This window comes from Ramlibacter sp. GCM10027632, from assembly GCF_042675325.1.
GTDB lineage: Bacteria > Pseudomonadota > Gammaproteobacteria > Burkholderiales > Burkholderiaceae_C > Ramlibacter.
The window spans coordinates 35,996-58,290 of record NZ_JBHTGW010000010.1 but is presented as its reverse complement, the minus strand read 5'-3'; the positions used below and the strand labels follow the sequence as shown (position 1 = coordinate 58,290).

General features: G+C 69.3%; 27 protein-coding genes and 1 tRNA gene. 25 read left to right on the top strand and 3 right to left on the bottom strand.

The window, feature by feature from the left end:
• The first annotated feature begins 5 nt into the window (after nucleotides 1-5).
• From murA to tatC, 15 genes are all read left to right on the top strand, one after another.
• Complete coding sequence (gene murA, locus ACFQZY_RS15330) at nucleotides 6-1,268, top strand: UDP-N-acetylglucosamine 1-carboxyvinyltransferase (RefSeq protein WP_377417366.1); 1,263 nt, start codon at nucleotides 6-8, stop codon at nucleotides 1,266-1,268.
• Between the two features lie 13 nt (nucleotides 1,269-1,281).
• On the top strand, nucleotides 1,282-1,932 hold the full coding sequence (gene hisG / locus ACFQZY_RS15325) for an ATP phosphoribosyltransferase (protein WP_377417364.1): 651 nt from the start codon (nucleotides 1,282-1,284) through the stop codon (nucleotides 1,930-1,932).
• A gap of 33 nt (nucleotides 1,933-1,965) precedes the next feature.
• Nucleotides 1,966-3,291, top strand: coding sequence for a histidinol dehydrogenase (gene hisD / locus ACFQZY_RS15320; RefSeq protein ID WP_377417362.1), 1,326 nt, complete (start codon nucleotides 1,966-1,968; stop codon nucleotides 3,289-3,291).
• Nucleotides 3,292-3,326: 35 nt separating this feature from the next.
• A complete protein-coding gene (gene hisC / locus ACFQZY_RS15315) occupies nucleotides 3,327-4,403 on the top strand; it encodes a histidinol-phosphate transaminase (RefSeq protein ID WP_377417360.1) in 1,077 nt (358 codons plus the stop codon).
• A complete protein-coding gene (hisB, locus tag ACFQZY_RS15310) occupies nucleotides 4,400-5,005 on the top strand; it encodes an imidazoleglycerol-phosphate dehydratase HisB (protein ID WP_377417358.1) in 606 nt (201 codons plus the stop codon). Before hisC ends, hisB begins: the two co-directional genes overlap by 4 nt.
• Nucleotides 5,006-5,014: 9 nt before the next feature.
• A complete protein-coding gene (gene hisH, locus ACFQZY_RS15305) occupies nucleotides 5,015-5,659 on the top strand; it encodes an imidazole glycerol phosphate synthase subunit HisH (RefSeq protein WP_377417356.1) in 645 nt (214 codons plus the stop codon).
• A 21-nt stretch (nucleotides 5,660-5,680) separates the two neighbouring features.
• Nucleotides 5,681-6,421: a 1-(5-phosphoribosyl)-5-[(5-phosphoribosylamino)methylideneamino]imidazole-4-carboxamide isomerase gene (gene hisA, locus ACFQZY_RS15300; protein ID WP_377417354.1), complete on the top strand. Its 741-nt coding sequence runs from the start codon at nucleotides 5,681-5,683 to the stop codon at nucleotides 6,419-6,421.
• Nucleotides 6,422-6,434: 13 nt separating this feature from the next.
• Nucleotides 6,435-7,214, top strand: coding sequence for an imidazole glycerol phosphate synthase subunit HisF (hisF, locus tag ACFQZY_RS15295; RefSeq protein ID WP_377417352.1), 780 nt, complete (start codon nucleotides 6,435-6,437; stop codon nucleotides 7,212-7,214).
• Nucleotides 7,215-7,343: 129 nt separating this feature from the next.
• The gene (hisI, locus tag ACFQZY_RS15290) at nucleotides 7,344-7,733 is read left to right on the top strand and encodes a phosphoribosyl-AMP cyclohydrolase (protein WP_377417350.1); all 390 of its coding nucleotides are present in this window, start codon (nucleotides 7,344-7,346) and stop codon (nucleotides 7,731-7,733) included.
• Between the two features lie 16 nt (nucleotides 7,734-7,749).
• Nucleotides 7,750-8,118 (top strand): phosphoribosyl-ATP diphosphatase, encoded by a 369-nt coding sequence (locus ACFQZY_RS15285; protein ID WP_377417348.1) that lies wholly within the window; start codon nucleotides 7,750-7,752, stop codon nucleotides 8,116-8,118.
• Between the two features lie 27 nt (nucleotides 8,119-8,145).
• The gene (locus tag ACFQZY_RS15280; protein ID WP_377417346.1) at nucleotides 8,146-8,526 is read left to right on the top strand and encodes a DUF4870 family protein; all 381 of its coding nucleotides are present in this window, start codon (nucleotides 8,146-8,148) and stop codon (nucleotides 8,524-8,526) included.
• A 6-nt stretch (nucleotides 8,527-8,532) separates the two neighbouring features.
• On the top strand, nucleotides 8,533-8,892 hold the full coding sequence (locus ACFQZY_RS15275) for a histidine triad nucleotide-binding protein (RefSeq protein WP_377417344.1): 360 nt from the start codon (nucleotides 8,533-8,535) through the stop codon (nucleotides 8,890-8,892).
• A 69-nt stretch (nucleotides 8,893-8,961) separates the two neighbouring features.
• A complete protein-coding gene (gene tatA, locus ACFQZY_RS15270; RefSeq protein ID WP_377417342.1) occupies nucleotides 8,962-9,216 on the top strand; it encodes a Sec-independent protein translocase subunit TatA in 255 nt (84 codons plus the stop codon).
• Nucleotides 9,217-9,238: 22 nt separating this feature from the next.
• The gene (tatB, locus tag ACFQZY_RS15265; RefSeq protein ID WP_377417340.1) at nucleotides 9,239-9,700 is read left to right on the top strand and encodes a Sec-independent protein translocase protein TatB; all 462 of its coding nucleotides are present in this window, start codon (nucleotides 9,239-9,241) and stop codon (nucleotides 9,698-9,700) included.
• Nucleotides 9,700-10,491 (top strand): twin-arginine translocase subunit TatC, encoded by a 792-nt coding sequence (gene tatC / locus ACFQZY_RS15260; protein WP_377417338.1) that lies wholly within the window; start codon nucleotides 9,700-9,702, stop codon nucleotides 10,489-10,491. The genes tatB and tatC overlap by 1 nt, the downstream gene beginning before the upstream one ends.
• Nucleotides 10,492-10,571: 80 nt before the next feature.
• Here tatC and ACFQZY_RS15255 read toward each other — a convergent pair whose 3' ends face one another.
• The gene (locus ACFQZY_RS15255) at nucleotides 10,572-11,720 is read right to left on the bottom strand and encodes a trypsin-like peptidase domain-containing protein (protein ID WP_377417336.1); all 1,149 of its coding nucleotides are present in this window, start codon (nucleotides 11,718-11,720) and stop codon (nucleotides 10,572-10,574) included.
• Nucleotides 11,721-11,802: 82 nt separating this feature from the next.
• Here ACFQZY_RS15255 and ACFQZY_RS15250 point away from each other — a divergent pair, with 82 nt between their 5' ends.
• Together ACFQZY_RS15250 and pdxA are read left to right on the top strand one after the other, a co-directional pair.
• On the top strand, nucleotides 11,803-12,561 hold the full coding sequence (locus ACFQZY_RS15250; protein WP_377417334.1) for a Nif3-like dinuclear metal center hexameric protein: 759 nt from the start codon (nucleotides 11,803-11,805) through the stop codon (nucleotides 12,559-12,561).
• On the top strand, nucleotides 12,558-13,583 hold the full coding sequence (gene pdxA / locus ACFQZY_RS15245; RefSeq protein WP_377417332.1) for a 4-hydroxythreonine-4-phosphate dehydrogenase PdxA: 1,026 nt from the start codon (nucleotides 12,558-12,560) through the stop codon (nucleotides 13,581-13,583). Before ACFQZY_RS15250 ends, pdxA begins: the two co-directional genes overlap by 4 nt.
• On the opposite strand, the gene mscL is transcribed toward pdxA, so the two are convergent.
• Nucleotides 13,573-14,007 carry a large conductance mechanosensitive channel protein MscL gene (mscL, locus tag ACFQZY_RS15240; protein ID WP_377417330.1) on the bottom strand — a complete coding sequence of 145 codons (435 nt, stop codon included), beginning with the start codon at nucleotides 14,005-14,007 and terminating at the stop codon, nucleotides 13,573-13,575. The genes pdxA and mscL overlap by 11 nt on opposite strands.
• 146 nt (nucleotides 14,008-14,153) lie before the next feature.
• On the opposite strand from mscL, the gene petA reads away from it, so the two are divergent.
• The 6 genes from petA to ACFQZY_RS15210 all read left to right on the top strand — a co-directional run bounded on the left by petA (nucleotide 14,154) and on the right by ACFQZY_RS15210 (nucleotide 18,305).
• Complete coding sequence (gene petA, locus ACFQZY_RS15235) at nucleotides 14,154-14,750, top strand: ubiquinol-cytochrome c reductase iron-sulfur subunit (protein WP_377417329.1); 597 nt, start codon at nucleotides 14,154-14,156, stop codon at nucleotides 14,748-14,750.
• A gap of 4 nt (nucleotides 14,751-14,754) precedes the next feature.
• On the top strand, nucleotides 14,755-16,167 hold the full coding sequence (locus ACFQZY_RS15230) for a cytochrome bc complex cytochrome b subunit (protein WP_377417327.1): 1,413 nt from the start codon (nucleotides 14,755-14,757) through the stop codon (nucleotides 16,165-16,167).
• A 20-nt stretch (nucleotides 16,168-16,187) separates the two neighbouring features.
• Nucleotides 16,188-16,958, top strand: a complete 771-nt coding sequence (locus ACFQZY_RS15225; RefSeq protein WP_377417325.1) for a cytochrome c1 — start codon at nucleotides 16,188-16,190, stop codon at nucleotides 16,956-16,958.
• Nucleotides 16,959-17,057: 99 nt separating this feature from the next.
• Nucleotides 17,058-17,669 carry a glutathione S-transferase N-terminal domain-containing protein gene (locus ACFQZY_RS15220; protein ID WP_377417323.1) on the top strand — a complete coding sequence of 204 codons (612 nt, stop codon included), beginning with the start codon at nucleotides 17,058-17,060 and terminating at the stop codon, nucleotides 17,667-17,669.
• Between the two features lie 14 nt (nucleotides 17,670-17,683).
• On the top strand, nucleotides 17,684-18,190 hold the full coding sequence (locus tag ACFQZY_RS15215) for a ClpXP protease specificity-enhancing factor (protein WP_377417321.1): 507 nt from the start codon (nucleotides 17,684-17,686) through the stop codon (nucleotides 18,188-18,190).
• Between the two features lie 39 nt (nucleotides 18,191-18,229).
• A tRNA-Thr gene (locus ACFQZY_RS15210) sits at nucleotides 18,230-18,305 on the top strand.
• 27 nt (nucleotides 18,306-18,332) lie between these two features.
• On the opposite strand, the gene ACFQZY_RS15205 is transcribed toward ACFQZY_RS15210, so the two are convergent.
• Nucleotides 18,333-19,307: a Bug family tripartite tricarboxylate transporter substrate binding protein gene (locus tag ACFQZY_RS15205; RefSeq protein WP_377417319.1), complete on the bottom strand. Its 975-nt coding sequence runs from the start codon at nucleotides 19,305-19,307 to the stop codon at nucleotides 18,333-18,335.
• A gap of 179 nt (nucleotides 19,308-19,486) precedes the next feature.
• On the opposite strand from ACFQZY_RS15205, the gene ACFQZY_RS15200 reads away from it, so the two are divergent.
• Entirely contained in the window at nucleotides 19,487-19,945 is a 459-nt protein-coding gene (locus tag ACFQZY_RS15200) for a (2Fe-2S)-binding protein (protein ID WP_377417317.1), read from the top strand.
• A gap of 2 nt (nucleotides 19,946-19,947) precedes the next feature.
• Entirely contained in the window at nucleotides 19,948-22,191 is a 2,244-nt protein-coding gene (locus tag ACFQZY_RS15195) for a molybdopterin cofactor-binding domain-containing protein (RefSeq protein WP_377417315.1), read from the top strand.
• Nucleotides 22,192-22,295 lie beyond the last annotated feature (104 nt).

The window sequence follows — 22,295 nt, the reverse complement described above, 5'->3', positions numbered from 1 at the left end:
TCCCGATGGACAAGTTGCTGATTCGCGGGGGCCGCCAGCTCCAGGGCGAGGTCCTGGTGTCCGGCGCCAAGAACGCCGCCCTGCCCGAGCTGTGCGCCGCGCTGCTGACCGACCAGCCCGTGACGCTGGCCAACGTGCCGCGCCTGCAGGACGTGGCCACCATGGTCAAGTTGATCCAGAACATGGGCGTGTCCGTCGTGCGCGATGGCGATCGCGTCACCCTGGACGCCGCGGCGCTGGACAAGCCCGAGGCCCCGTACGAGCTGGTCAAGACCATGCGCGCCTCGGTGCTGGCGCTGGGCCCGCTGCTGGCCCGCTTCGGCCGCGCCCATGTCTCGCTGCCCGGCGGCTGTGCCATCGGCTCCCGGCCGGTGGACCAGCACATCAAGGGCCTGCAGCAGATGGGGGCCGAGATCAGCGTGGAGCACGGCTACATGGTGGCCCGCCTGCGCGAGGGCCGCAGCCGCCTGCACGGCGCCCACATCCGCACCGACATGGTCACCGTGACCGGCACCGAGAACTTCCTCATGGCCGCCGCCCTGGCCGAGGGCGAGACCGTGCTGGAGAACGCCGCGATGGAGCCGGAGATCGGCGACCTGGCCGAGATGCTGATCGCCATGGGCGCGAAGATCGAGGGCCACGGCACCAGCCGGATCCACATCCAGGGCGTCGAGCGCCTGCAGGGCTGCACCCACCGTGTGGTGGCCGACCGCATCGAGGCCGGCACCTTCCTGTGCGCGGTGGCCGCCACCGGCGGCGAGGCGCTCCTGCGCCATGGCCGCGCCGACCACCTCGAGGCCGTGATCGACAAGCTGCGCGAGGCCGGCGCCACCGTCGAGGCGGTGGACGGCGGCATCCGCATCCGCTCGCAGGGCCGCCTGCATGCGCAGAGCTTCCGCACCACCGAGTACCCGGGCTTCCCCACCGACATGCAGGCCCAGTTCATGGTGCTCAACGTGATCGGGCAGGGCGCCTCGGTGGTCACCGAGACCATCTTCGAGAACCGCTTCATGCACGTGAACGAGCTGGTGCGCCTGGGCGCGAAGATCCAGGTCGACGGCAAGAGCGCCATCATCGAGGGCGTGCCGCGGCTGTCCGGCGCCACCGTGATGGCCACCGACCTGCGCGCCTCGGCCAGCCTGGTCATCGCCGGCCTGGTGGCCGAGGGCGAGACCGTGGTGGACCGCATCTACCACCTGGACCGGGGCTACGACCGCATGGAGGAAAAACTCCGCGGCCTGGGCGCCGACATCGAACGCGTGAAGTGAGGCCCGACCGCCCATGACCATCACCCTCGCCCTGTCCAAGGGCCGCATCTTCGACGAGACCCTGCCGCTGCTGAAGGCCGCCGGCATCGAGGTGCTCGAGGACCCGGAGAAATCCCGCAAGCTGATCCTCGCCACCAACCAGCCCGACGTGCGCGTGGTCCTGGTGCGCGCCACCGACGTGCCCACCTACGTGCAGTACGGCGGCGCCGACCTGGGCGTGACCGGCAAGGACACCCTCATCGAGCACGGTGACCAGGGCCTGTACGCGCCGCTCGACCTGGGCATCGCCAAGTGCCGCGTGAGCGTGGCCGTGCGCGCCGACTTCGACTACGCCAGCGCCGTGCGCCAGGGCGCGCGCCTGCGCGTGGCCACCAAGTACGTGGCCATCGCCCGCGACTTCTTCGCCGCCAAGGGCGTCCACGTGGACCTGATCAAGCTGTACGGCAGCATGGAGCTGGCGCCGCTGACGGGCCTGGCCGATGCCATCGTCGACCTGGTCTCCACCGGCAACACCCTGCGCGCCAACCACCTCGTCGAGGTCGAGCAGATCATGGACATCTCCTCCCGCCTCGTCGTCAACCAGGCCTCGCTGAAACTCAAGCAGGCCCCGATCCGCCGGCTGATCGACGCCTTCGCCACGGCCACCGCGGCCCGGCCGGCCTAGACGGCCCGCACGGCCTTTCACTTGCCCACCGCCATGACCACGCCCGCCCAGCCCCTGCGCCTGTCCACCACCCAGCCCGACTTCGAGGCCGCCTTCCGGGCGCGCCTGCACTGGTCGGCCGAGACGGACGCCCAGGTCGAGACGCGGGTCGCCGAGATCCTGGACGACGTGCGCGCCAACGGCGACGAGGCCGTGCTGGCCTACACCGCCCGCTTCGACCAGCTGCCCGCCGCCTCGATGGCCGACCTGGAGCTGACCCAGGCCGAACTGAAGGCAGCCTTCGACGGGCTCCCCGCCGCCCAGCGTGAGGCGCTGCAGGCCGCCGCCGCCCGCGTGCGCAGCTACCACGAGGCGCAGAAGAAGGCCTCCGGCGAGTCCTGGTCCTACCGCGACGCCGATGGCACCCTCCTGGGCCAGAAGGTCACGCCCCTGGACCGCGTGGGCATCTACGTGCCCGGCGGCAAGGCGGCCTATCCCTCCTCGGTGCTGATGAACGCCATCCCGGCCCATGTCGCCGGCGTGGGCGAGATCATCATGGTCGTGCCCACCCCGCGCGGCGAGAAGAACCCGCTGGTGCTGGCGGCGGCCTATGTGGCCGGCGTCACCCGCGCCTTCCAGGTCGGCGGCGCCCAGGCCGTGGGCGCGCTGGCCTACGGCACGCAGACCGTGCCGCGCGTGGACAAGATCACCGGCCCCGGCAACGCCTACGTGGCCAGCGCCAAGCGCCGCGTCTTCGGCCAGGTCGGCATCGACATGATCGCCGGCCCCAGCGAGATCCTGGTGCTGGCCGACGGCACCACGCCCGCCGACTGGGTGGCCATGGACCTGTTCTCGCAGGCCGAGCACGACGAGCTGGCCCAGAGCATCCTGCTGTGCCCCGACGCCGCCTACATCGATGCGGTGCAGGCCGCCATCGACCGCCTGCTGCCGCAGATGCCGCGCGCGGAGATCATCGCCAAGTCGCTCACCGGCCGCGGCGCGCTGATCCACACCCGCGACATGGCCGAGGCCTGCGCCATCAGCAACCGCATCGCGCCCGAGCACCTCGAGGTCTCCAGCCGCGACCCGCACCGCTGGGAGCCGCTGCTCAAGCACGCCGGCGCCATCTTCCTGGGCGCCTACACCAGCGAGTCGCTGGGCGACTACTGCGCCGGCCCCAACCACGTGCTGCCCACCAGCAGCACCGCCCGCTTCTCCAGCCCCCTGGGCGTCTACGACTTCCAGAAACGCAGCAGCCTGATCGAGGTGAGCGAGCAGGGCGCCCAGGTGCTGGGCCAGATCGCCTCCGTGCTCGCCCACGGCGAGGGCCTGCAGGCCCACGCCCGCGCCGCCGAGATGCGCCTCAAGGACGGCGCCTGACCCGCGGCGCCTGAAGAACCCGGCCCGAACCGACCATGAGTGAACTGCCCCCGAACCTCGCCCGCCTGATCCGCCAGGACGTCCAGTCCATGCACGCCTACGCGGTGCAGGACGCCCGGGGCCTGGTCAAGCTCGACGCGATGGAGAACCCCTTCCCGCTGTCCCCCACGCTGCAGGCCGAACTCGGCAAGCGCCTGGGCGCGGTCGAACTCCATCGCTACCCCGGCCCCCGCATCGACGCGCTGCGCGAGGCGCTGGCGCGGTACGCCGGCCTGCCCAAGGGCTGCGCCCTGATGCTGGGCAACGGGTCGGACGAGCTGATCTCGCTGGTCGCCATGGCCTGCGACACGCCCGGCGCGTCGATCCTGGCGCCGCTGCCCGGCTTCGTGATGTATGCCATGAGCGCGCAGCTGCAGGGCCTGAAGTTCATCGGCGTGGACCTCACGCCCGACTTCCAGCTCGACGAGTCGGCCATGCTCGCCGCCATCGCGCAGCACCAGCCCACCATCATCTACCTGGCCTACCCGAACAACCCCACCGCCAACCTGTGGGATGACGCGGCGGTCGAGCGCATCATCCAGGCCGCCCCCGGCCTGGTGGTGATCGACGAGGCCTACCAGCCGTTCTCCAGCCGCACCTACCTGGACCGCCTCGGCAAGCACCCGAACGTGCTGCTGATGCGCACCCTCTCCAAGTTCGGCCTGGCCGGCATCCGCCTGGGCTACCTGATGGGCCCGGCCGCCCTGGTGCACGAGATCGACAAGGTCCGCCCGCCCTACAACGTGAGCGTGCTCAATGCGGAGGCGGCCCTGTTCGCCCTGGAGCATGCCGATGTCTACGCCCAGCAGGCCGCGCAGCTGCGCGCCGAGCGCGCCCGCCTGATCGAGGCCCTGGCCGCGATGCCGGGCGTCCATCCCTTCCCCAGCGACGCCAACATGGTCCTGGTGCGCGTGCCCCAGGCCGACTCCGTGTTTTCCGGGATGAAGCACCGGGGCGTGCTGGTCAAGAACGTTTCTAAAATGCACCCCTTGCTGGCCAACTGCCTGCGCCTGACCGTCGGCACTCCCGCCGAGAACGACCAGATGCTCGCGGCCCTGCAGGCTTCCCTATGACCACCACCCCCTTCCCCCGCCAGGCCGAAGTCTCCCGCAACACCGCGGAGACGCAGATCCGCGTGCGCGTCAACCTCGACGGCACCGGCCAGGCCAAGCTGTCCACCGGCATCGGCTTCTTCGACCACATGCTCGACCAGATCGCCCGCCACGGGCTGATCGACCTGGAGATCGAGGCCAAGGGCGACCTGCACATCGACGGCCACCACACGGTGGAGGACGTCGGCATCACCCTCGGCCAGGCCGTGGCCAAGGCCATCGGCGACAAGAAGGGCATCCGCCGCTACGGCCATGCCTACGTCCCGCTCGACGAGGCCCTCTCGCGCGTGGTGGTCGACTTCTCCGGCCGCCCCGGCCTGGAGATGCACGTGCCGTTCAAGAGCGGCATGATCGGCACCTTCGACACCCAGCTGGCCTACGAGTTCTTCCAGGGCTTCGTGAACCACGCCTTCGTCACCCTGCACATCGACAACCTGCGCGGTGACAACGCCCACCACCAGTGCGAAACCGTCTTCAAGGCCTTTGCCCGTGCGCTGCGCGCCGCGGCCGAGCCGGATGCCCGCGCCGCCGGCATCATCCCGTCCACCAAGGGCTCGCTCTAAGCCTCTCGCATGAAAACCGTTGCGGTTGTTGATTACGGCATGGGCAACCTGCGTTCCGTGACGCAGGCTGTCGTCCATGCGGCGCAGGGCACTGGGGTCGAGGTCGTCTGGGCGCGCAGCGCCGACGAGGTGATGGCCGCCGAGCGCGTCGTCCTCCCGGGCCAGGGCGCGATGCGCGATTGCATGCGCGAGCTGCACCAGTCCGGCATGCATGACGCCGTGATGCATGCGGCAGCGCACAAACCCCTGATGGGTGTGTGCGTCGGCATGCAGATGCTGCTCGATCGCAGCGAGGAGGGCTCCACCGAGTCGCTGGGTCTTATCCCGGGCGAGGTGGTGCGCTTCGACCTCGCCGGCCGCACCCAGGCCGACGGCAGCCGCTTCAAGGTGCCCCAGATCGGCTGGAACCGCGTCCATTTCCGCCAGGACCACCCGGTGTGGGCCGGGGTGGAGGACGGCAGCTGGTTCTACTTCGTCCACAGCTACTACGCGCGACCGTCGGATGTCCGCCACACCGCGGGCGAGGCCGATTACGGCGGCTTCTTTACCGCCGCGGTAGCCCGGGATAACATTTTTGCCACCCAGTTCCACCCCGAGAAAAGCGCGCAGGCGGGCCTCGCCCTCTACCGCAACTTCCTCCACTGGAACCCCTGACCTTTCCCCTCACGTTTTCCCATGCTGCTGATTCCCGCCATTGACCTGAAGGACGGTCACTGCGTTCGCCTGAAACAGGGCGACATGGACCAGGCCACCACCTTCGGCGAGGACCCGGCCGCCATGGCCCGTTCCTGGCTCGAGAAGGGCGCCCGCCGCCTGCACCTGGTCGACCTCAATGGCGCCTTCGCCGGCAAGCCGCAGAACTTCTCGGCCATCAAGTCCATCCTCAAGGAGGTCGGCGACGACATCCCGGTGCAGCTGGGGGGCGGCATCCGCGACCTGGACACCATCGAGAAGTACATCGACGGCGGCCTGCGCTACGTCATCATCGGCACCGCCGCGGTGAAGAACCCCGGCTTCCTCAAGGACGCCTGCAGCGCCTTCGGCGGCCACATCATCGTCGGCCTCGATGCCAAGGACGGCAAGGTCGCCACCGACGGCTGGAGCAAGCTCACCGGCCACGAGGTCGTCGACCTGGCCAAGAAGTTCGAGGACTGGGGCGTCGAGTCCATCATCTACACCGACATCGGCCGCGACGGCATGCTCTCGGGCATCAACATCGAGGCCACGGTCAAGCTGGCGCAGTCCCTCACCATCCCCGTCATCGCCTCCGGCGGCCTGTCCAACATGGCCGACATCGAGAAGCTGTGCGCGGTCGAGAGCGAGGGCGTCGAGGGCGTGATCTGCGGCCGCGCGATCTACTCCGGCGACCTGGACTTCGCCAAGGCCCAGGCCCGCGCCGACGAACTGGGCGCCTGAGCGAAGGACTGCCTTGCTGGCCAAACGCATCATCCCCTGCCTGGACGTCACCGGCGGCCGGGTCGTCAAGGGCGTGAACTTCGTCGAGCTGCGCGACGCCGGTGACCCGGTCGAGATCGCCGCGCGCTACAACGACCAGGGCGCCGACGAGCTCACCTTCCTGGACATCACCGCCACCAGTGACGGCCGTGACCTGATCCTGCACATCATCGAGGCCGTCGCCTCGCAGGTGTTCATTCCCCTCACGGTCGGCGGCGGCGTGCGCACCGTCGAGGACGTTCGCCGCCTGCTCAATGCCGGCGCCGACAAGACCAGCTTCAATTCCGCCGCCCTGGCCAACCCCCAGGTGATCAACGACGCCTCGGACCGCTACGGCTCGCAGTGCATCGTGGTCGCCATCGATGCCAAGCGCCGCACCCCCGAGGACGCGGCCACCCGCGGCGAGGGCTGGGACGTGTACAGCCACGGCGGGCGCAAGAACACCGGCCTCGATGCCGTGCAGTGGGCCGCCGAGATGGCCCGCCGCGGCGCCGGCGAGATCCTGCTCACGAGCATGGACCGCGACGGCACCAAGTCCGGCTTCGACCTGGCGCTGACCCGCGCCGTGGCCGACGCGGTGGCCGTGCCCGTCATCGCCTCCGGCGGCGTGGGCAACCTCGACCACCTGGCCGACGGCGTGCAGCAGGGCCGCGCCGACGCGGTGCTGGCCGCCAGCATCTTCCACTACGGCGAGTACACGGTCGGCCAGGCCAAGCTGCACATGGAGCAGCGCGGCATCCCGGTGCGGCTCTGACCCTTCTGACGCGGTTCCCCGCATGGGGGACAATCACTTCATGAACGCAGCGCCGGGCCGCCCCAAGCAAGTTCGCGCCCCCTCGGGGTGCAGCGGGGACACGCAGTGCCGAGCGTGGGGGCACACATCATGAACTGGCTGGATCAAGTCAAGTGGGACGAGCGCGGGCTCGTGCCCGCCATCGCGCAGGAAGCCGCCACCGGCGACGTCCTCATGTTCGCCTGGATGAACCGCGAGGCGCTGGAGCTCACCGCCCAGCAGGGCCGGGCGGTGTACTTCAGCCGCTCGCGCAACAAGCTCTGGTTCAAGGGCGAGGAGTCCGGCCACGTGCAGGCCGTGCACGAGATCCGCCTGGACTGCGACAACGACGTCGTCCTCCTCAAGATCACCCAGACCGGCCACGAGCCCGGCATCGCCTGCCACACCGGCCGCCACAGCTGCTTCTTCAGCGTCCTCAAGGACGGCCAGTGGCAGCCCGTCGACCCGGTGCTGAAAGACCCGGGCAGCATCTACAAGTGATTCCCCTGTGACCTCCATGTCCTCCACCGACTCCCTGGACCGCCTCGCGGCCGTCATCGAAAGCCGCAAGGCCGCCAACGGCGGCGACCCGGACAAGAGCTACGTCGCCCGCCTGCTGCACAAGGGCCCCGACGCCTTCCTCAAGAAGGTCGGCGAGGAAGCCACCGAGGTGGTGCTGGCCGCCAAGGACTGCGACCACGGCGGCGACAAGTCCAAGCTGGTCGGCGAGGTCGCCGATCTCTGGTTCCACAGCATGATCGCCCTGGCCCATTACGGCCTGTCGCCGGCCGACGTGGTCGCCGAGCTGGTGCGCCGCGAGGGCCTGTCGGGCCTCGAGGAAAAGGCCTTGCGCAAGGCCCAGGCCCGCGAGGCCGGCCAGGCCTGAGGGCCCGCCAACCCCCGGGAGGTGACGATGCAAGACCCTGAAGTCCTCGACGCCTCCCCGCGCGCCCCGTTCCCCGAGCCGCAGGCCGAGCGCCAGCTGATGCACGTGCTCTATGGCATGCACACGCTGGCCTGGCTGACCCTGGGCACGCTGGCGCTGATCGCGCTGGTCATGAACTACGTGCGGCGCGCCGACACCCGCAACCTGCTGTACGCGGCGCACCACCGCTACATGATCGCCACCTTCTGGTGGACGGTCCTGTGGCTGCTCGTGACCTCGCCGCTGTACTTCCTCTTCATCCTGCCGGGCATGGTCGCCCATGGCCTGGTCGGCCTGTGGTACCTGTACCGGTGCCTGCGAGGGTGGATGCGCCTGGCCGAAGGCCGCCTGCCGCAGGACCTTTCCTGAAACCCTATGACCCACGACCCGAACTGCATCTTCTGCAAGATCATCGAAGGCAAGATCCCGTCCCGCAAGGTCTACGAGGACGAGGAGCTCTTCGCCTTCCACGACATCCACCCCTGGGCGCCGGTCCACTTCCTCCTGGTTCCCAAGGCCCACATCCCCTCGATGGCCCAGGTCGGCCCCGAGCACGCCGGGCTGCTGGGGCGCCTCATGACCCTGGCGCCCAGGCTGGCGATGGAGCAGGGCTGCAACCCTTACCCCGACGGGGGTTTTCGCATCGTCACCAACACCGGTGCGGAGGGCGGGCAGGAGGTCCACCACCTGCATGTCCACGTGATCGGGGGCCCGCGTCCCTGGCTCAAGGGTTGACCTTTCGGCGACCGTCCCCATCCATGTTGCGCGTCTAAAATCAGACGCAGTTATTTCAGGAGTGATTCCATGGGTTCGTTTTCCATCTGGCACTGGCTGATCGTGCTGCTGATCGTGGTGCTGGTCTTCGGCACGAAGAAGCTGAAGAACATCGGCCAGGACCTGGGCGGTGCCGTCAAGGGCTTCAAGGACGGCATGAAGGACGGCTCGGCCCCCGCCGACGCCAACGCCACTGCCACGCCCCCGTCGCAGCAGGTCACCGGCGCCGCCGCCCCTGCCGCCGACAAGGCCCCGATCGACGTCGAAGCGCGCAACAAGTCTTGATCCCCGGCGGGTTGCTTCCTAAGTGATCGATCTCGGCATTTCCAAGATGGCGCTGATCGGCGCGGTGGCGTTGATCGTCATCGGGCCGGAGAAGCTGCCGCGCGTGGCGCGCACGGTCGGTACGTTGCTGGGCAAGGCCCAGCGCTACGTGGCGGACGTCAAGGCCGAGGTCAACCGGTCGATGGAGCTCGACGAGCTGCGCAAGATGAAGGAAACGGTCGAGACCGCCGCGCGCGACGTCGAGACCGCCGTCCACAACACCACCGCCGACCTCGAGCGTGACCTGGGGGCAGCCGCCGACGCGGCCTCCAGCGCCTATGCACCGCTCGAGCCCCCGGTTCCCGAATACAAGCATCCGGGCAAGAACTGGCGCCTCAAGCAGGGCGCCGTTCCCAACTGGTACAAGTCGCGTGCCGGCGTGCGCCGCCACGTGCAGTCCGGTGCGGCCCGGGTCGCCCGCTACCGGCCCAGGAAATTCAGCTGATGGCCGACCCCCAGAACCAAGAAGACGAACTCGCCGGAACCGAACAGCCCTTCGTTGCGCACCTCATCGAGTTGCGTGACCGGCTGATCAAGGCCCTGATCGCGGTGGGTATCGCCGGCGCCGCCCTGGCCCTGTGGCCCGGGCCCGGCGCGCTCTACGACATCCTCGCCGCGCCGCTGACCGCCACCCTGCCCAAGGGCGCCACCCTGATCGCCACCTCGGTCATCTCGCCCTTCCTCGTGCCGCTGAAGATCCTGCTGATGGCGGCCTTCATGCTGGCGCTGCCGGTGGTCCTCTACCAGGTCTGGGCCTTCGTCGCGCCCGGCCTCTACAGCCACGAGAAGAAGCTGGTGCTGCCCCTGGTGGTCTCGAGCACCCTGCTGTTCTTCGTGGGGGTGGCGTTCTGCTACTTCTTCGTCTTCGGCCAGGTGTTCACGTTCATCCAGGGTTTCGCCCCCAAGAGCATCACCGCCGCGCCGGACATCGAGGCCTACCTGAGCTTCGTGCTGACCATGTTCCTGGCGTTCGGCCTCGCCTTCGAGGTGCCGATCGTGGTGATCGTGCTGGCGCGCATGGGCATCGTCTCGATCGAGAAGCTCAAGGCCTTCCGCAGCTACTTCATCGTGCTGGCCTTCATCATCGCCGCGGTCGTCACGCCGCCGGACGTGGTCTCGCAGTTGGCCCTGGCCGTGCCCATGTGCCTGCTCTACGAGCTGGGCATCTGGGCCGCGCAGATCTTCATCAAGCACACCAAGGCCCCCGAGGACGGCGGCGTCGCCAGCGACGCCTGATTCCCGCGAGGGGCTCCCGGCCGCGTCCCGGTGTCGCGGGCTCGCGGCGTCCCGGCCTCCCGGCCCGGTCGGCGACCCGATCAGCGCTGCGGCGGGGCGGGCGGCCGCGGGCGCAGGCCCGGGGTCACCGCCAGCGTCAGCGCATCGTCGCGCCGCTGCACCTTGAAGGGGGCGGCCTCGCCCGGCTTGAGCGCAGCCACCTGCGTGAGCAGTTCCGAGACGTTCGAGATGGCCTTGCCGGCCACCTCGGTGATCACGTCGCCGGGGCGGATGCCGGCACGGGCCGCCGGGCCGTTCTGCAGCACGCCGGTGATCAGCACGCCCTGGCGGGCCCGCACGCCGAACGTCTCCTTCAGCTCCGGCGACAGGTCGGCCGGCTCCACGCCGATCCAGCCGCGGCGCACTGCGCCTTCCTTGACGATGCCCTCGAGCACCTGCTTCGCGGTGGATACCGGGATGGCGAAGCCGATGCCCATGCTGCCGCCCGAGCGCGAGTAGATCGCGGTGTTGATCCCCATCAGCTGGCCATTGACGTCGACCAGCGCGCCGCCGGAGTTGCCGGGGTTGATGGCGGCGTCGGTCTGGATGAAGTTCTCGAAGGTATTGATCCCCAGCTGGTTGCGGCCCACCGCGCTGACGATGCCGCTGGTGACGGTCTGGCCCACGCCGAAGGGGTTGCCGATGGCCAGCACCTGGTCGCCCACCTGCAGGTTGTCGGAGTTGCCCAGCGTGATCACGGGCAGGCGGTCGAGGTTGATCTTGAGGACGGCCAGGTCGGTGTCCGGGTCGGTGCCGATCACCTTGCCGCGGGCGATGCGCGCGTCATTGAGCTGCACCTCGATCTCGTCGGCGCCCTCGACCACGTGGTTGTTGGTGAGGATGTAGCCGTCGGGGCTGATGATCACGCCGCTGCCCAGGCCGGCCTGGGTCTGGTTGCCCGGATCGCCGAAGAAGAAGCGGAACCACGGGTCGTTGGCGTGGGGATTGCGCGTGGCCTTGGTGGTGCTGATGCTCACCACCGCCGCCGAGGCCTTCTGCGCGGCCTGCCGCAGGCTGCCGGGCGGGGCCGCGCCCGCGGGCAGCGACGGCGCCTCGAGCAGGGTCACGCCGGTGGTGCGGCTCATGGTGCCCGCACGCCCGATCCAGTCGGGCTTGAGCGTGGCGACGACGAAGTAGGCGGCCAGGAGGATGGTGACGGCCTGCGAGAACACGAGCCAGTAGCGACGCATGGGGTTCCGTACGAAAGAAGACTTCGACAAGTGTAGAACCTGGGGTCTGGCCGACAATCCGCAAGAGTTGCAAGTTCCTCCCATGACCGACCGCGATCAACTGCTGCAAGCATTCGACGCCCTGCTCGAGCCGGGCCGCTTCAAGGACTACGGGCCCAACGGGCTGCAGGTGGAGGGGCGCCGCGAGGTGCGCCGCCTGGTCTCGGGCGTCACCGCCAGCCTGGCCCTGATCGATGCCGCCATCGAGGCGGGGGCCGACGCCATCGTCGTCCACCACGGCCTGTTCTGGCGCGGCCAGGACGGGCGCCTGACCGGCTGGATGAAGCAGCGCGTGGCCCGCCTGCTGGCCCACGACATCAACCTCTACGCCTACCACCTGCCGCTGGACGCGCACCCCGAGCTGGGCAACAACGCGCAGCTGGGCCGGGTGCTGGGGCTGGCGGCCGACGCCCGCTTCGGCGACCAGGACCTGGGCTTCCTTGGCGCGCCCGCCTCGGGCCAGGCCTTCGCCTCCACGCAGGCCCTGGCGGACCATGCCGCGCGCGCGCTGGGCCGGCCGGCCACGGTGGTGGAGGGCACCAGCGGCCCCATCTCCCGCGTGGCCTGGTGCACCGGCGGCGCGCAGGGCTATTTCGAGGCGGCGATCGCCGCGGGCGCGCAGGCCTTCATCACCGGCGAGATCTCCGAGCCCCAGGCCCACTACGCGCGCGAGTGCGGCGTGAGCTTCCTGGCCTGCGGCCACCATGCCACCGAGCGCCACGGCGCGCCGGCGCTGGCGGCCCGCGTCGCCGCGGACCTGGGCCTGGAGCACCGATTCATCGACATCCCCAACCCCGCATGACCCGAAGCGCCCCGCCGCTGGCCCTCACCCTGGGCGACCCCGCCGGCATCGGCGGCGAGATCATCGCGCGTGCCTATGCCGCCGAGCCGGCCTTGCTCGCCGGCAGCTTCGTCGCCGGCGACGTGCCGCACCTGCGCCGCGCCGCCGCGGCCGCCGCGCGGGGCGGCCTGCCGCTGCCGGTGGCCGTGATCGAGCGCCCGCAGGAAGCGCTGGACCTGCCGCCGCACTGCATCCCGGTGCTGCAGGTGGGCGAGCCGTCGCGCACGCTGGTGCCCTGGGGACGGGTGGACCGCGAGGCCGGCCGGCTCGCTGCCGCCGCCGTCACCTGGGCTGCGCGCGCCGCGCTGCGCGGGGAGGTGGCCGGCGTGGTGACCGCGCCGCTGCACAAGGAGGCGCTGTCCGCCGCCGGCGTGGCCTTCCCGGGCCACACCGAGCTGCTGCAGGCCGAGGCCGCGGCCCACCTGGGGCGGCCGGTGTCCGAGGTGCCGGTGCGCATGATGCTGGCCAGCCACGAGCTGCGCACGGTGCTCGTGAGCATCCATGTCTCGCTGCGCGAGGCTATCGAGGCGGTGACCGAGGCCAATGTGCGCGAGACCCTGCGCATCACGCACGCCTCGCTGGCGCGCGCGCTGGGCCGCGCGCCGCGCATCGCGGTGGCGGGGCTCAACCCGCATGCGGGGGAGGGCGGCCTGTTCGGCCGGGAGGAGATCGAGGCCATCGCCCCGGCGGTGCGGGCGGCCCGCGCCGAGGGCATCGATGCCAGCGGACCGCATGCGCCCGACACCGTGTTCATGCGGGCGCGCACCGGCGAATTCGACGTGGTCGTGGCGATGTACCACGACCAGGGCCTGATCCCGGTGAAGTACCTGGGCCTGGACCAGGGCGTGAACGTGACCCTGGGGCTGCCGCTGGTGCGCACCAGCCCGGACCACGGCACCGCCTTCGACCTGGCCGGCACCGGCCGCGCCGACCCGTCGAGCTTCCTGGAGGCCGTGCGCGCGGCCCGTGCCCTTATTTCCTGAGGCTGTCGCGGATCTCCCGCAGCAGGATGATGTCTTCCGGCGGGGCCGCGGGCGCGGGGGCCGGGGCGGGCGCCTCGTCGGCGCGGCGCAGGCGGTTGACCTGCTTGACCATCATGAAGATCACGAAGGCCAGGATGGCGAAGTTGACGACCACCGTCACGAAGTTGCCCCAGGCCAGCACCGGCACGCCGGCCTTGGCCAGGTCGGCCAGGTTGCGCGGCACGCCCTCGGGCACGGTTCCCAGCACGAAGAACTGGCTCGAGAAATCCAGCCGGCCGACCACCAGGCCCACCAGCGGCATCACCAGGTCCTTGACCAGCGAGTCGACGATCTTGCCGAACGCCGCGCCGATGATCACGCCGACCGCCAGGTCGACCACGTTGCCCTTGACGGCGAACTCCCGGAATTCCTTAAGCAGTCCCATCGCTGATACCTCCTCGGTTGGAATGGAGATTTAAGTATGACTCATCAGCAACGCTGTAGCCCATCCGGAGATTGAACCGCGGGGAAATGGTTCGCTACAATCGTGGGTTGACCGTCATCTAAGCGTATTCCGTCAAGGACCCCCCCATGAGTAGCACCCCCGAGGACAAGAGCAAACGGACGTGGCTGATCGCGTCTGGCTGCGCGGGCGCACTGGGCGGCGCGTTTGTCGCCGTCCCGTTCGTGAGTACCTTCCAACCCTCCGAGAAGGCCAAGGCCGCTGGTGCCGCCGTGGAAGTCGACATCTCCGCCCTGCAGCCCGGCGAGAAGATCACCGTCGAGTGGCGCGGCAAGCCCGTGTGGATCATGAAGCGCACCCCCGAGCAGCTGGCCGCCCTGGCCAAGCTCGACGGCCAGCTCGCCGATCCCGCTTCCGAGCGCACCGCGTACCCCACGCCGGACTACGCCAAGAACACGCACCGCTCCATCAAGCCCGAGGTCTTCGTCGGCGTGGGCATCTGCTCGCACCTGGGCTGCTCGCCCTCCGACAAGTTCCAGGCCGGCCCGCAGCCCTCGCTGCCGGACGACTGGCAGGGCGGCTTCCTGTGCCCCTGCCACGGCTCGACCTTCGACCTGGCCGGCCGCGTCTTCAAGAACAAGCCCGCACCGGACAACCTCGAGGTCCCGCCTCACATGTACCTGTCGGACAGCAAGATCCTGATCGGCGAAGACAAGAAGGCTTGAGACCATGGCTGAATTCAAGGAAATCTCTCCCAACGCCTCGGCCACCGAGAAGCTGACCAACTGGTTCGAGAACCGCTTTCCCACGGCGTTCTCGGGCTACAAGCAGCACCTGTCCGAGTACTACGCGCCGAAGAACTTCAACTTCTGGTACTTCTTCGGCTCGCTGGCCCTGCTGGTGCTGGTGATCCAGATCGTCACCGGCATCTTCCTGGTGATGCACTACAAGCCGGACGCGACCCTGGCCTTCGCCTCCGTCGAGTACATCATGCGCGACGTCCCCTGGGGATGGCTGATCCGCTACATGCACTCCACCGGCGCCTCGGCGTTCTTCGTGGTGGTGTACCTGCACATGTACCGCGGCCTGATCTACGGCAGCTACCGCAAGCCGCGCGAGCTGGTGTGGGTGTTCGGCTGCGCCATCTTCCTGGTGCTGATGGCCGAGGCCTTCATGGGCTACCTGCTGCCCTGGGGCCAGATGTCCTACTGGGGCGCCCAGGTGATCGTGAACCTGTTCTCCGCGATCCCCTTCATCGGTCCTGACCTGGCCCTGCTGATTCGCGGCGACTACGTGGTGTCCGACGCCACCCTGAACCGCTTCTTCAGCTTCCACGTGATCGCCGTGCCGCTGGTCCTGCTGGGCCTGGTGGTGGCGCACATCCTGGCGCTGCACGACGTGGGCTCCAACAACCCCGACGGCGTCGAGATCAAGGGCCCCAACGCCCCCAAGGATGCCAACGGCAAGCCCCTGGACGGCATCCCGTTCCACCCGTACTACTCGGTGCACGACATCCTGGGCGTGTCGGTCTTCCTGATGGTCTTCACCGCCATCATCTTCTTCGCGCCCGAGTTCGGCGGCTACTTCCTGGAGTACAACAACTTCATCCCGGCCGACCCGCTGAAGACCCCGGCGCACATCGCCCCGGTGTGGTACTTCACGCCCTTCTACTCGATGCTGCGCGCCATCACCACGCAAATGGTGTACGTGCTCGTGGCCTGCGTGGTGCTGGCCGTCGCCTTCACCGTGCTGAAGTCGAAGCTGGCCGGCTTCCTCAAGGGCGGCATCGTCATCGCCGCGGCCGTGGCCATCGCCCTGCTGCTGTCGATCGACGCCAAGTTCTGGGGCGTGGTCGTGATGGGCGGCGCCGTCATCATCCTGTTCTTCCTGCCCTGGCTGGACATGAGCCCGGTCAAGTCGATCCGCTACCGCCCGGACTGGCACAAGTACGTGTACGGCCTGTTCGTGATCAACTTCGTGGTGCTGGCCTACCTGGGCGTGCAACCGCCCTCGCCGATCGGCGAGCGGGTCTCGCAAGTCGGCACCCTGTTCTACTTCGGCTTCTTCCTGCTGATGCCGTGGTGGAGCGCCAAGGGCGAGTTCAAGCCCGTCCCCGACCGCGTCACCTTCGCCGCGCATTGAGACCCAGGGCCCAACGACACATGAAAAAGATCATCTCTTCCCTGTTCGTCGCCCTGGCCCTGGCCGTGGGTGCGGTTGCGCCCGCGCAGGCCGCCGGCGGCGACACCATCGCCTGGGACAAGGCCCCGAACAAGACCAACGACCTGCCCGCCCTCCAGGACGGCGCCAAGCTGTTCGTCAACTACTGCCTGAACTGCCACTCCGCGGCCTTCATGCGGTTCAACCGCCTGCAGGACATCGGCCTGACCGAGCAGCAGATCAAGGACAACCTGCTGTTCACGACGGACAAGGTCGGCGAGACCATGAAGGCCGCCATCGACCCGAAGCAGGCCAAGGAGTGGTTCGGCGGCGTGCCCCCCGACCTCACCCTGATCGCCCGCTCGCGCGCCGGCCACGGCGGCACCGGTGCCGACTACCTGTACACCTACATGCGCACGTTCTACCGCGACCCGTCCAAGGCGACCGGCTGGAACAACCTGGCTTTCCCCAGCGTGGGCATGCCGCACGTGCTGTGGGAGCTGCAGGGTGATCGCCAGCCGGTCTTCGAGACGGTGAACGCCCACGGCCACGAGACCCAGGTCTTCAAGGGCTGGAAGCAGGTCTCCCCCGGCACCATGACGCCCCAGCAGTACGACCAGGCGGTCGCCAACCTGGTGGGCTTCCTGCAGTGGATGGCCGAGCCGGCCCAGAACACCCGCGTGCGCGTGGGCGTGTGGGTCCTGCTGTTCCTGTCGGTCTTCACCGTGATTGCCTGGCGCCTGAACGCCGCTTTCTGGAAGAATGTCCGCTGACGCGGCTTTCTGATCCGCCACAGGCCTGAGGGCCTGGACGCCTTGCACAGAGTGGGCTGCCTCGCGGCCCACTCTTTTTTGATTGAAGGAGCCACTTCCATGATGGTGCTTTACTCGGGAACGACCTGCCCGTTCTCCCACCGCTGCCGTTTCGTCCTGTTCGAAAAGGGCATGGACTTCGAGATCCGCGACGTGGACCTGTACAACAAGCCCGAGGACATCAACGTGATGAACCCCTACGGGCAGGTGCCGATCCTGGTCGAGCGTGACCTGATCCTGTACGAGTCGAACATCATCAACGAGTACATCGACGAGCGCTTCCCGCACCCGCAGCTGATGCCCGGCGACCCGGTGGACCGCGCCCGCGTGCGCCTGTTCCTGCTCAACTTCGAGAAGGAGCTGTTCACCCACGTCAGCACGCTCGAATCGCGCGCCACCAAGGGCAACGAGAAGGCGCTGGAGAAGGCCCGTAGCCACATCCGCGACCGCCTGACGCAGCTGGCCCCGGTGTTCCTGAAGAACAAGTACATGCTGGGCGACAACTTCTCCATGCTGGACGTGGCCATCGCCCCGCTGCTGTGGCGCATGGACTACTACGGCATCGAGCTGTCCAAGAACGCCGCGCCGCTGCTGAAGTACGCCGAGCGCATCTTCTCGCGCCCGGCCTACATCGAGGCGCTGACGCCCTCCGAGAAGGTGATGCGCAAGTAATCGCGCCGCGCGCCATGAACGCCCTCGAGTCCACGTCCACCCGCCCGTACCTGATCCGGGCGCTGTACGACTGGTGCACGGACAACGGTTTCACGCCCTATGTCGCCGTGCTGGTCGACGAGACCGTGCAGGTGCCGCGCGACTATGTGAAGAACGGCGAGATCGTCCTGAACATCAGCTACGACGCCACCAGTGCGCTGAAGCTGGGCAACGAGTTCATCGAGTTCAAGGCGCGCTTCGCCGGCGTGGCCCGCGACATCATGGTGCCGATCAACCGCGTGCTGGCGATCTACGCGCGAGAGAACGGCCAGGGCATGGCCTTCCCGGTGTCGGTGCACCCAACGGCGGCCGACGAGCCGCCGGTGCCGATCGCCGGCGAGGCGCCGGCAGCCGAGGCGGAAGGCGCCGACCGCGCGCCGATGCAGCTGGTGCCCTCCGAGGGCACGGTGGCCGAGCCCGGTGACGAGCCGCCCAAGCCGCCCACGGGCGGTGGCCGTCCCGCCCTCAAGCGCGTCAAGTGATGCCGGGCCCGCGCAGGCGGGCCTTAGAATTTCCCTCGTGCCGGTTTAGCTCAGTTGGTAGAGCACCCGCCTTGTAAGCGGTAGGTCGTCAGTTCGATTCCGACAACCGGCACCACCTTCCCCCTCCCTGCGCGCCAGCGGCTCACTGCTCGAGCTTGATATTCGCGTCGCGCACCAGCTTGTCGAACTTGGCCGCCTCGGCCCGCACGTAGTCGGCGAACTCCGCCGGCGTGTTGCGCGGCACGGCCAGGCCGTCGGCCTCGAAGCGGGCGCGGATGTCCGGCGCGGCCAGCGCGGTGTTCACCTCCCGATTCAGCTGGTCGATCACCGCCTGCGGCGTGCCCGCCGGCGCGAACAGGCCGCCCCACAGCGAGTAGCTGAACCCCGGCAGGCCCGATTCGGCCACCGTCGGCACGCCCGGCAGCGAGGACACGCGCTGCGGCGTGGTCACCGCCAGCGCCTTGAGCTTGCCGGACTTCACCTGGGGCAGGGCCGCCGAGATGCTGCTGAAGAAGGCATTCAGGCGGCCGGCCATCAGGTCCGTCATGAGCGGGCCCACCCCCTTGTACGGCACATGGGTCATGTTCAATTTGGCGCCCAACCCGAGGGCCACCGCCGAGAGGTGGCCCGGCGTGCCGGCGCCCACCGAGCCGTAGCTGAATTCGCCCGGCCTGGCCTGCGCCGCGCGGATGAAGTCGCTCAGGGTGTTGTACGGCGAGTCGGCCGGCGCCAGCATCACCAGCGGCGCGTTGCCGATCAGGACCACCGGCGCCAGCTCCTTCATCGGGTCGTAGCCCAGGTCCTTCATCAAGGTCCGGTTGACCACCATCTCGCCGGTCTGCCCGAGGAACAGCGTGTAGCCGTCGGGCCGGGCCTTGGCGGCGATGCGCGTGCCCACGGTGCCGGAGACGCCGGGCTTGTTGTCCACCACGAAGCTTTGCTTGAGGCTGGCGGACAGGCGTTCGCCCACCAGGCGTGCGAACACGTCGCCCTGGCCCCCGGGGGCATAGGCGACGACGATGGTCACCGGCTTGGCGGGATAGGGGTCGTTGGCCCAGGCCGTCGTGGCCAGGGGCGCCAGGGCCAGCGCGAGCGCGTGGCGGCGGGTGAATTGCATGGCGTGTCTCCGCGGGAGGGGTGGCTGTCGGGGCGCAGTATGGGCCGGGCGCGGGCCTCGCGCGGGCGGGGTGTGCCGCAGGTGACAGCGCCTCCGTGGAAACCCTCGCCCCTTCGCATTGGTCGGGGAATGGGGCATGGCTACGATCGCGCCCAAACAACCAGACTCCAAGGAGACACATGGCCCAGCATTCCCTGTCGGTCAACGGCGAAGTCCGTACCGTCGACGTCGATCCCGCCACGCCGCTGCTCTGGGTGGTGCGCGACCACCTGCAACTCACCGGCACCAAGTTCGGCTGCGGCATGGCGCAGTGCGGCGCCTGCACCGTGCACCTGGATGGCGAGGCCGTGCGGTCCTGCGTGACGCCGGTCTCCGCGGTGGGCAAGCGCAAGGTGACCACCATCGAGGGCCTGTCCAAGGACGGCACCCATCCCCTGCAGAAGGCCTGGGTCGCGGAGCAGGTGCCGCAGTGCGGCTACTGCCAGTCCGGCCAGATCATGCAGGCCGCCACGCTGCTGGCGAAGAAGAAGAACCCCTCGCGCGACGAGATCGTGCGCCACATGGACGGCAACATCTGCCGCTGCGGCACCTACCAGCGCATCGTCAAGGCGGTCCAGCGCGCCGCCAAGGAGGCCTGAACATGAAGGCCTCCTCCCGCCCCGAGACCCCCGCCCTGGCGACCACCCGCCGCGGCTTCCTGGCTGCCGCCGGCGGCCTGACCTTCATCGTCACGCTGGGCGCCGGCCTGGCCGCCGCCAGCGGCGAGGCCGGCGCGCAGGCCGACGGCCCGCTGCGCCCCAATGCCTGGGTGACCCTGTCGCCCGACGACACCATCACCGTCACCGTCCCCACCGGCGAGATGGGGCAGGGCACACTCACCGCGCTGCCCCTGATCCTCGCCGAGGAACTGGACGCCGACTGGTCCAAGGTGCGCACCGAGTTCGCGCCCGCCAACGCGCGGGTGTACGGCAACCCGCACCCGCTGCTCAATGGCGGCCAGGCCTCGCTGGCCTCGATCGCGGTGCCGGGCTACTGGATGCCGCTGCGCACCGCCGGCGCCCAGGCGCGCCGCGTCCTGCTCGACGCGGTCGCCGCGAAGTGGGGCGTGCCGGTCGCCGAGCTGTCCACCGAGTCCGGCAGGGTGGTCCACGCGAAGACGGGCCAGCGCATCACCTACGGCGAGGTCGTGAAGTTCACGACCCTGCCCGCCGAACTGCCCAAGATCACGCCGGCCGACCTGAAGAAGCCGGAGCAGTTCAAGCTGGTCGGCCGCACCGACATCGGGCGCAGCGACGTGGCCTCCAAGACCAACGGCACGGCCGTCTACGGCATCGACGTGCGCGTGCCCGACATGGTCTACGCCGCGGTGCTCGAGGCGCCGGTGCAGGGCGCCACGCCCGAGAACGTGAACGCGCAGGACGCGCTGGCCATCCCCGGCGTGGAGCAGGTGCTGCCCATGCCCTTCGGCGTCGCGGTCCTGGGCCGCACCGTCGAGGCCACGCGTGCGGGCCGCAACGCGCTCAAGGCCAAGGTCACCTGGAACACGGCCAATGCGCCGGCGGCGAATTTCGACTCCGAGAAGGCCAAGGCCGAATACGCCGAGCATGCCAAGAACCCGCCGGCCAACTCGCAGCCGCGCGAGGCGTACAGGAAAGGCAACGCGGCGGACGCCTTCAACGGCGCGGCCCGGGTGATCGAGGCGGCGTACGTCACCGAGCACACCTACCACGCGCAGCTCGAGCCGATGAACTGCATCGCCCGCGTCGCGCCCGACGGCCAGTCGGCCGAGGTCTGGGTTGGCACGCAGGCGCCGGTGCTGGTGGCGGCGGCCGCCTCCGGCGTGCTCAAGACCACGCCCGACAAGATCCGCATCCACCAGGTCCTCATGGGCGGCGGCTTCGGCCGGCGCATCACGCCCGACATCGTCGGCCAGACCGTGGCCATCGCCAACGCCAGCAAGAAGACGGTCAAGGTGCTCCTGAGCCGGGAGGACGACTTCGCCGCCTTCCGCCCGCGCCCGATGACGCACCAGGTGCTGCGCGCGGCGCTGGACGACAAGGGCCAGATCGTCGGCTGGCGCCACCGCATCGTGGCCGAGAACGTCGACGCGGTGGCTGCGCCCCCGCGCTTCGCCGCCACCGGCGGCAAGGACTACATCGGCTGGAACGGCTCCGACCTGCCGCACTACGCCATCCCGAACTGGCTCTCCGAGGGCGTGCGCGAGCACCGCGGCATGCGCGTGCATGCCTTCCGCGGCATCGGCGCGGGCCACAACAAGTTCGCCATCGAGTCCTTCCTCGACGAGATCGCCCACGCCCGCAAGGTGGACCCGCTGGCCCTGCGCCTGGAGCTCACGAAGGACGACCCGCGCGCCCACGCGGTGCTGCGTGCCGCCGCCGAGATGTCCGACTGGCAGCGCAAGCGCCGCGCCGGCCGCGCGCTGGGCATCGCCTTCGGCGACTACCACGGCACGGTCACGGCCGGCGTGGTCGAGATTTCCCTGGACCGCAAGAGCGGCCAGGTGAAGGTCCACGACCTGTGGATCGCCGTCGACCCCGGCCTGGCGGTGCAGCCCGAGAACGTGCTCGCCCAGCTCGAGGGCGCGGCGGTGTGGGGCCTGTCGGTGGCGCTCAAGGAGCAGGTGACCGTGAAGGGTGGGGCGGCGGTGCAGTCCAACTTCCACGACTACCCGGTGCTTCGAATGAGCGAGATGCCGCGGATCCATACCCGCCTGGTGAAGTCGGACGCCCCGCCCACCGGCATGGGCGAGGCCGGCGTGGTGGCGGTGGCCCCGGCCATTGCCAACGCGCTCTTCACCCTCACCGGCAAGCGGGTGCGGCAGCTGCCGATGACGCCGGACAACGTGCGCAAGGTCATGGCCTGACGGCTCGCTGTCCCATTCCCCTCATTCCTTAATCTTCAAGTCCGCATCTCTGCAAAGAGTGCGGACTTTTTGCCTTTTATCGAATTCCTTAAGCGCAGGTCACG

Bases quoted from the DNA above. Each gene is read 5' to 3' on its own strand.
- murA (WP_377417366.1), top strand. From the start codon at position 6: ATGGACAAGTTGCTGATTCGCGGGGGCCGCCAGCTCCAGGGCGAGGTC.
- hisG (WP_377417364.1), top strand. From the start codon at position 1,282: ATGACCATCACCCTCGCCCTGTCCAAGGGCCGCATCTTCGACGAGACC.
- hisD (WP_377417362.1), top strand. From the start codon at position 1,966: ATGACCACGCCCGCCCAGCCCCTGCGCCTGTCCACCACCCAGCCCGAC.
- hisC (WP_377417360.1), top strand. From the start codon at position 3,327: ATGAGTGAACTGCCCCCGAACCTCGCCCGCCTGATCCGCCAGGACGTC.
- hisB (WP_377417358.1), top strand. From the start codon at position 4,400: ATGACCACCACCCCCTTCCCCCGCCAGGCCGAAGTCTCCCGCAACACC.
- hisH (WP_377417356.1), top strand. From the start codon at position 5,015: ATGAAAACCGTTGCGGTTGTTGATTACGGCATGGGCAACCTGCGTTCC.
- hisA (WP_377417354.1), top strand. From the start codon at position 5,681: ATGCTGCTGATTCCCGCCATTGACCTGAAGGACGGTCACTGCGTTCGC.
- hisI (WP_377417350.1), top strand. From the start codon at position 7,344: ATGAACTGGCTGGATCAAGTCAAGTGGGACGAGCGCGGGCTCGTGCCC.
- ACFQZY_RS15285 (WP_377417348.1), top strand. From the start codon at position 7,750: ATGTCCTCCACCGACTCCCTGGACCGCCTCGCGGCCGTCATCGAAAGC.
- ACFQZY_RS15280 (WP_377417346.1), top strand. From the start codon at position 8,146: ATGCAAGACCCTGAAGTCCTCGACGCCTCCCCGCGCGCCCCGTTCCCC.
- ACFQZY_RS15275 (WP_377417344.1), top strand. From the start codon at position 8,533: ATGACCCACGACCCGAACTGCATCTTCTGCAAGATCATCGAAGGCAAG.
- tatA (WP_377417342.1), top strand. From the start codon at position 8,962: ATGGGTTCGTTTTCCATCTGGCACTGGCTGATCGTGCTGCTGATCGTG.
- tatC (WP_377417338.1), top strand. From the start codon at position 9,700: ATGGCCGACCCCCAGAACCAAGAAGACGAACTCGCCGGAACCGAACAG.
- ACFQZY_RS15255 (WP_377417336.1), bottom strand. From the start codon at position 11,720: ATGCGTCGCTACTGGCTCGTGTTCTCGCAGGCCGTCACCATCCTCCTG.
- ACFQZY_RS15250 (WP_377417334.1), top strand. From the start codon at position 11,803: ATGACCGACCGCGATCAACTGCTGCAAGCATTCGACGCCCTGCTCGAG.
- pdxA (WP_377417332.1), top strand. From the start codon at position 12,558: ATGACCCGAAGCGCCCCGCCGCTGGCCCTCACCCTGGGCGACCCCGCC.
- mscL (WP_377417330.1), bottom strand. From the start codon at position 14,007: ATGGGACTGCTTAAGGAATTCCGGGAGTTCGCCGTCAAGGGCAACGTG.
- petA (WP_377417329.1), top strand. From the start codon at position 14,154: ATGAGTAGCACCCCCGAGGACAAGAGCAAACGGACGTGGCTGATCGCG.
- ACFQZY_RS15230 (WP_377417327.1), top strand. From the start codon at position 14,755: ATGGCTGAATTCAAGGAAATCTCTCCCAACGCCTCGGCCACCGAGAAG.
- ACFQZY_RS15225 (WP_377417325.1), top strand. From the start codon at position 16,188: ATGAAAAAGATCATCTCTTCCCTGTTCGTCGCCCTGGCCCTGGCCGTG.
- ACFQZY_RS15220 (WP_377417323.1), top strand. From the start codon at position 17,058: ATGATGGTGCTTTACTCGGGAACGACCTGCCCGTTCTCCCACCGCTGC.
- ACFQZY_RS15215 (WP_377417321.1), top strand. From the start codon at position 17,684: ATGAACGCCCTCGAGTCCACGTCCACCCGCCCGTACCTGATCCGGGCG.
- ACFQZY_RS15205 (WP_377417319.1), bottom strand. From the start codon at position 19,307: ATGCAATTCACCCGCCGCCACGCGCTCGCGCTGGCCCTGGCGCCCCTG.
- ACFQZY_RS15200 (WP_377417317.1), top strand. From the start codon at position 19,487: ATGGCCCAGCATTCCCTGTCGGTCAACGGCGAAGTCCGTACCGTCGAC.
- ACFQZY_RS15195 (WP_377417315.1), top strand. From the start codon at position 19,948: ATGAAGGCCTCCTCCCGCCCCGAGACCCCCGCCCTGGCGACCACCCGC.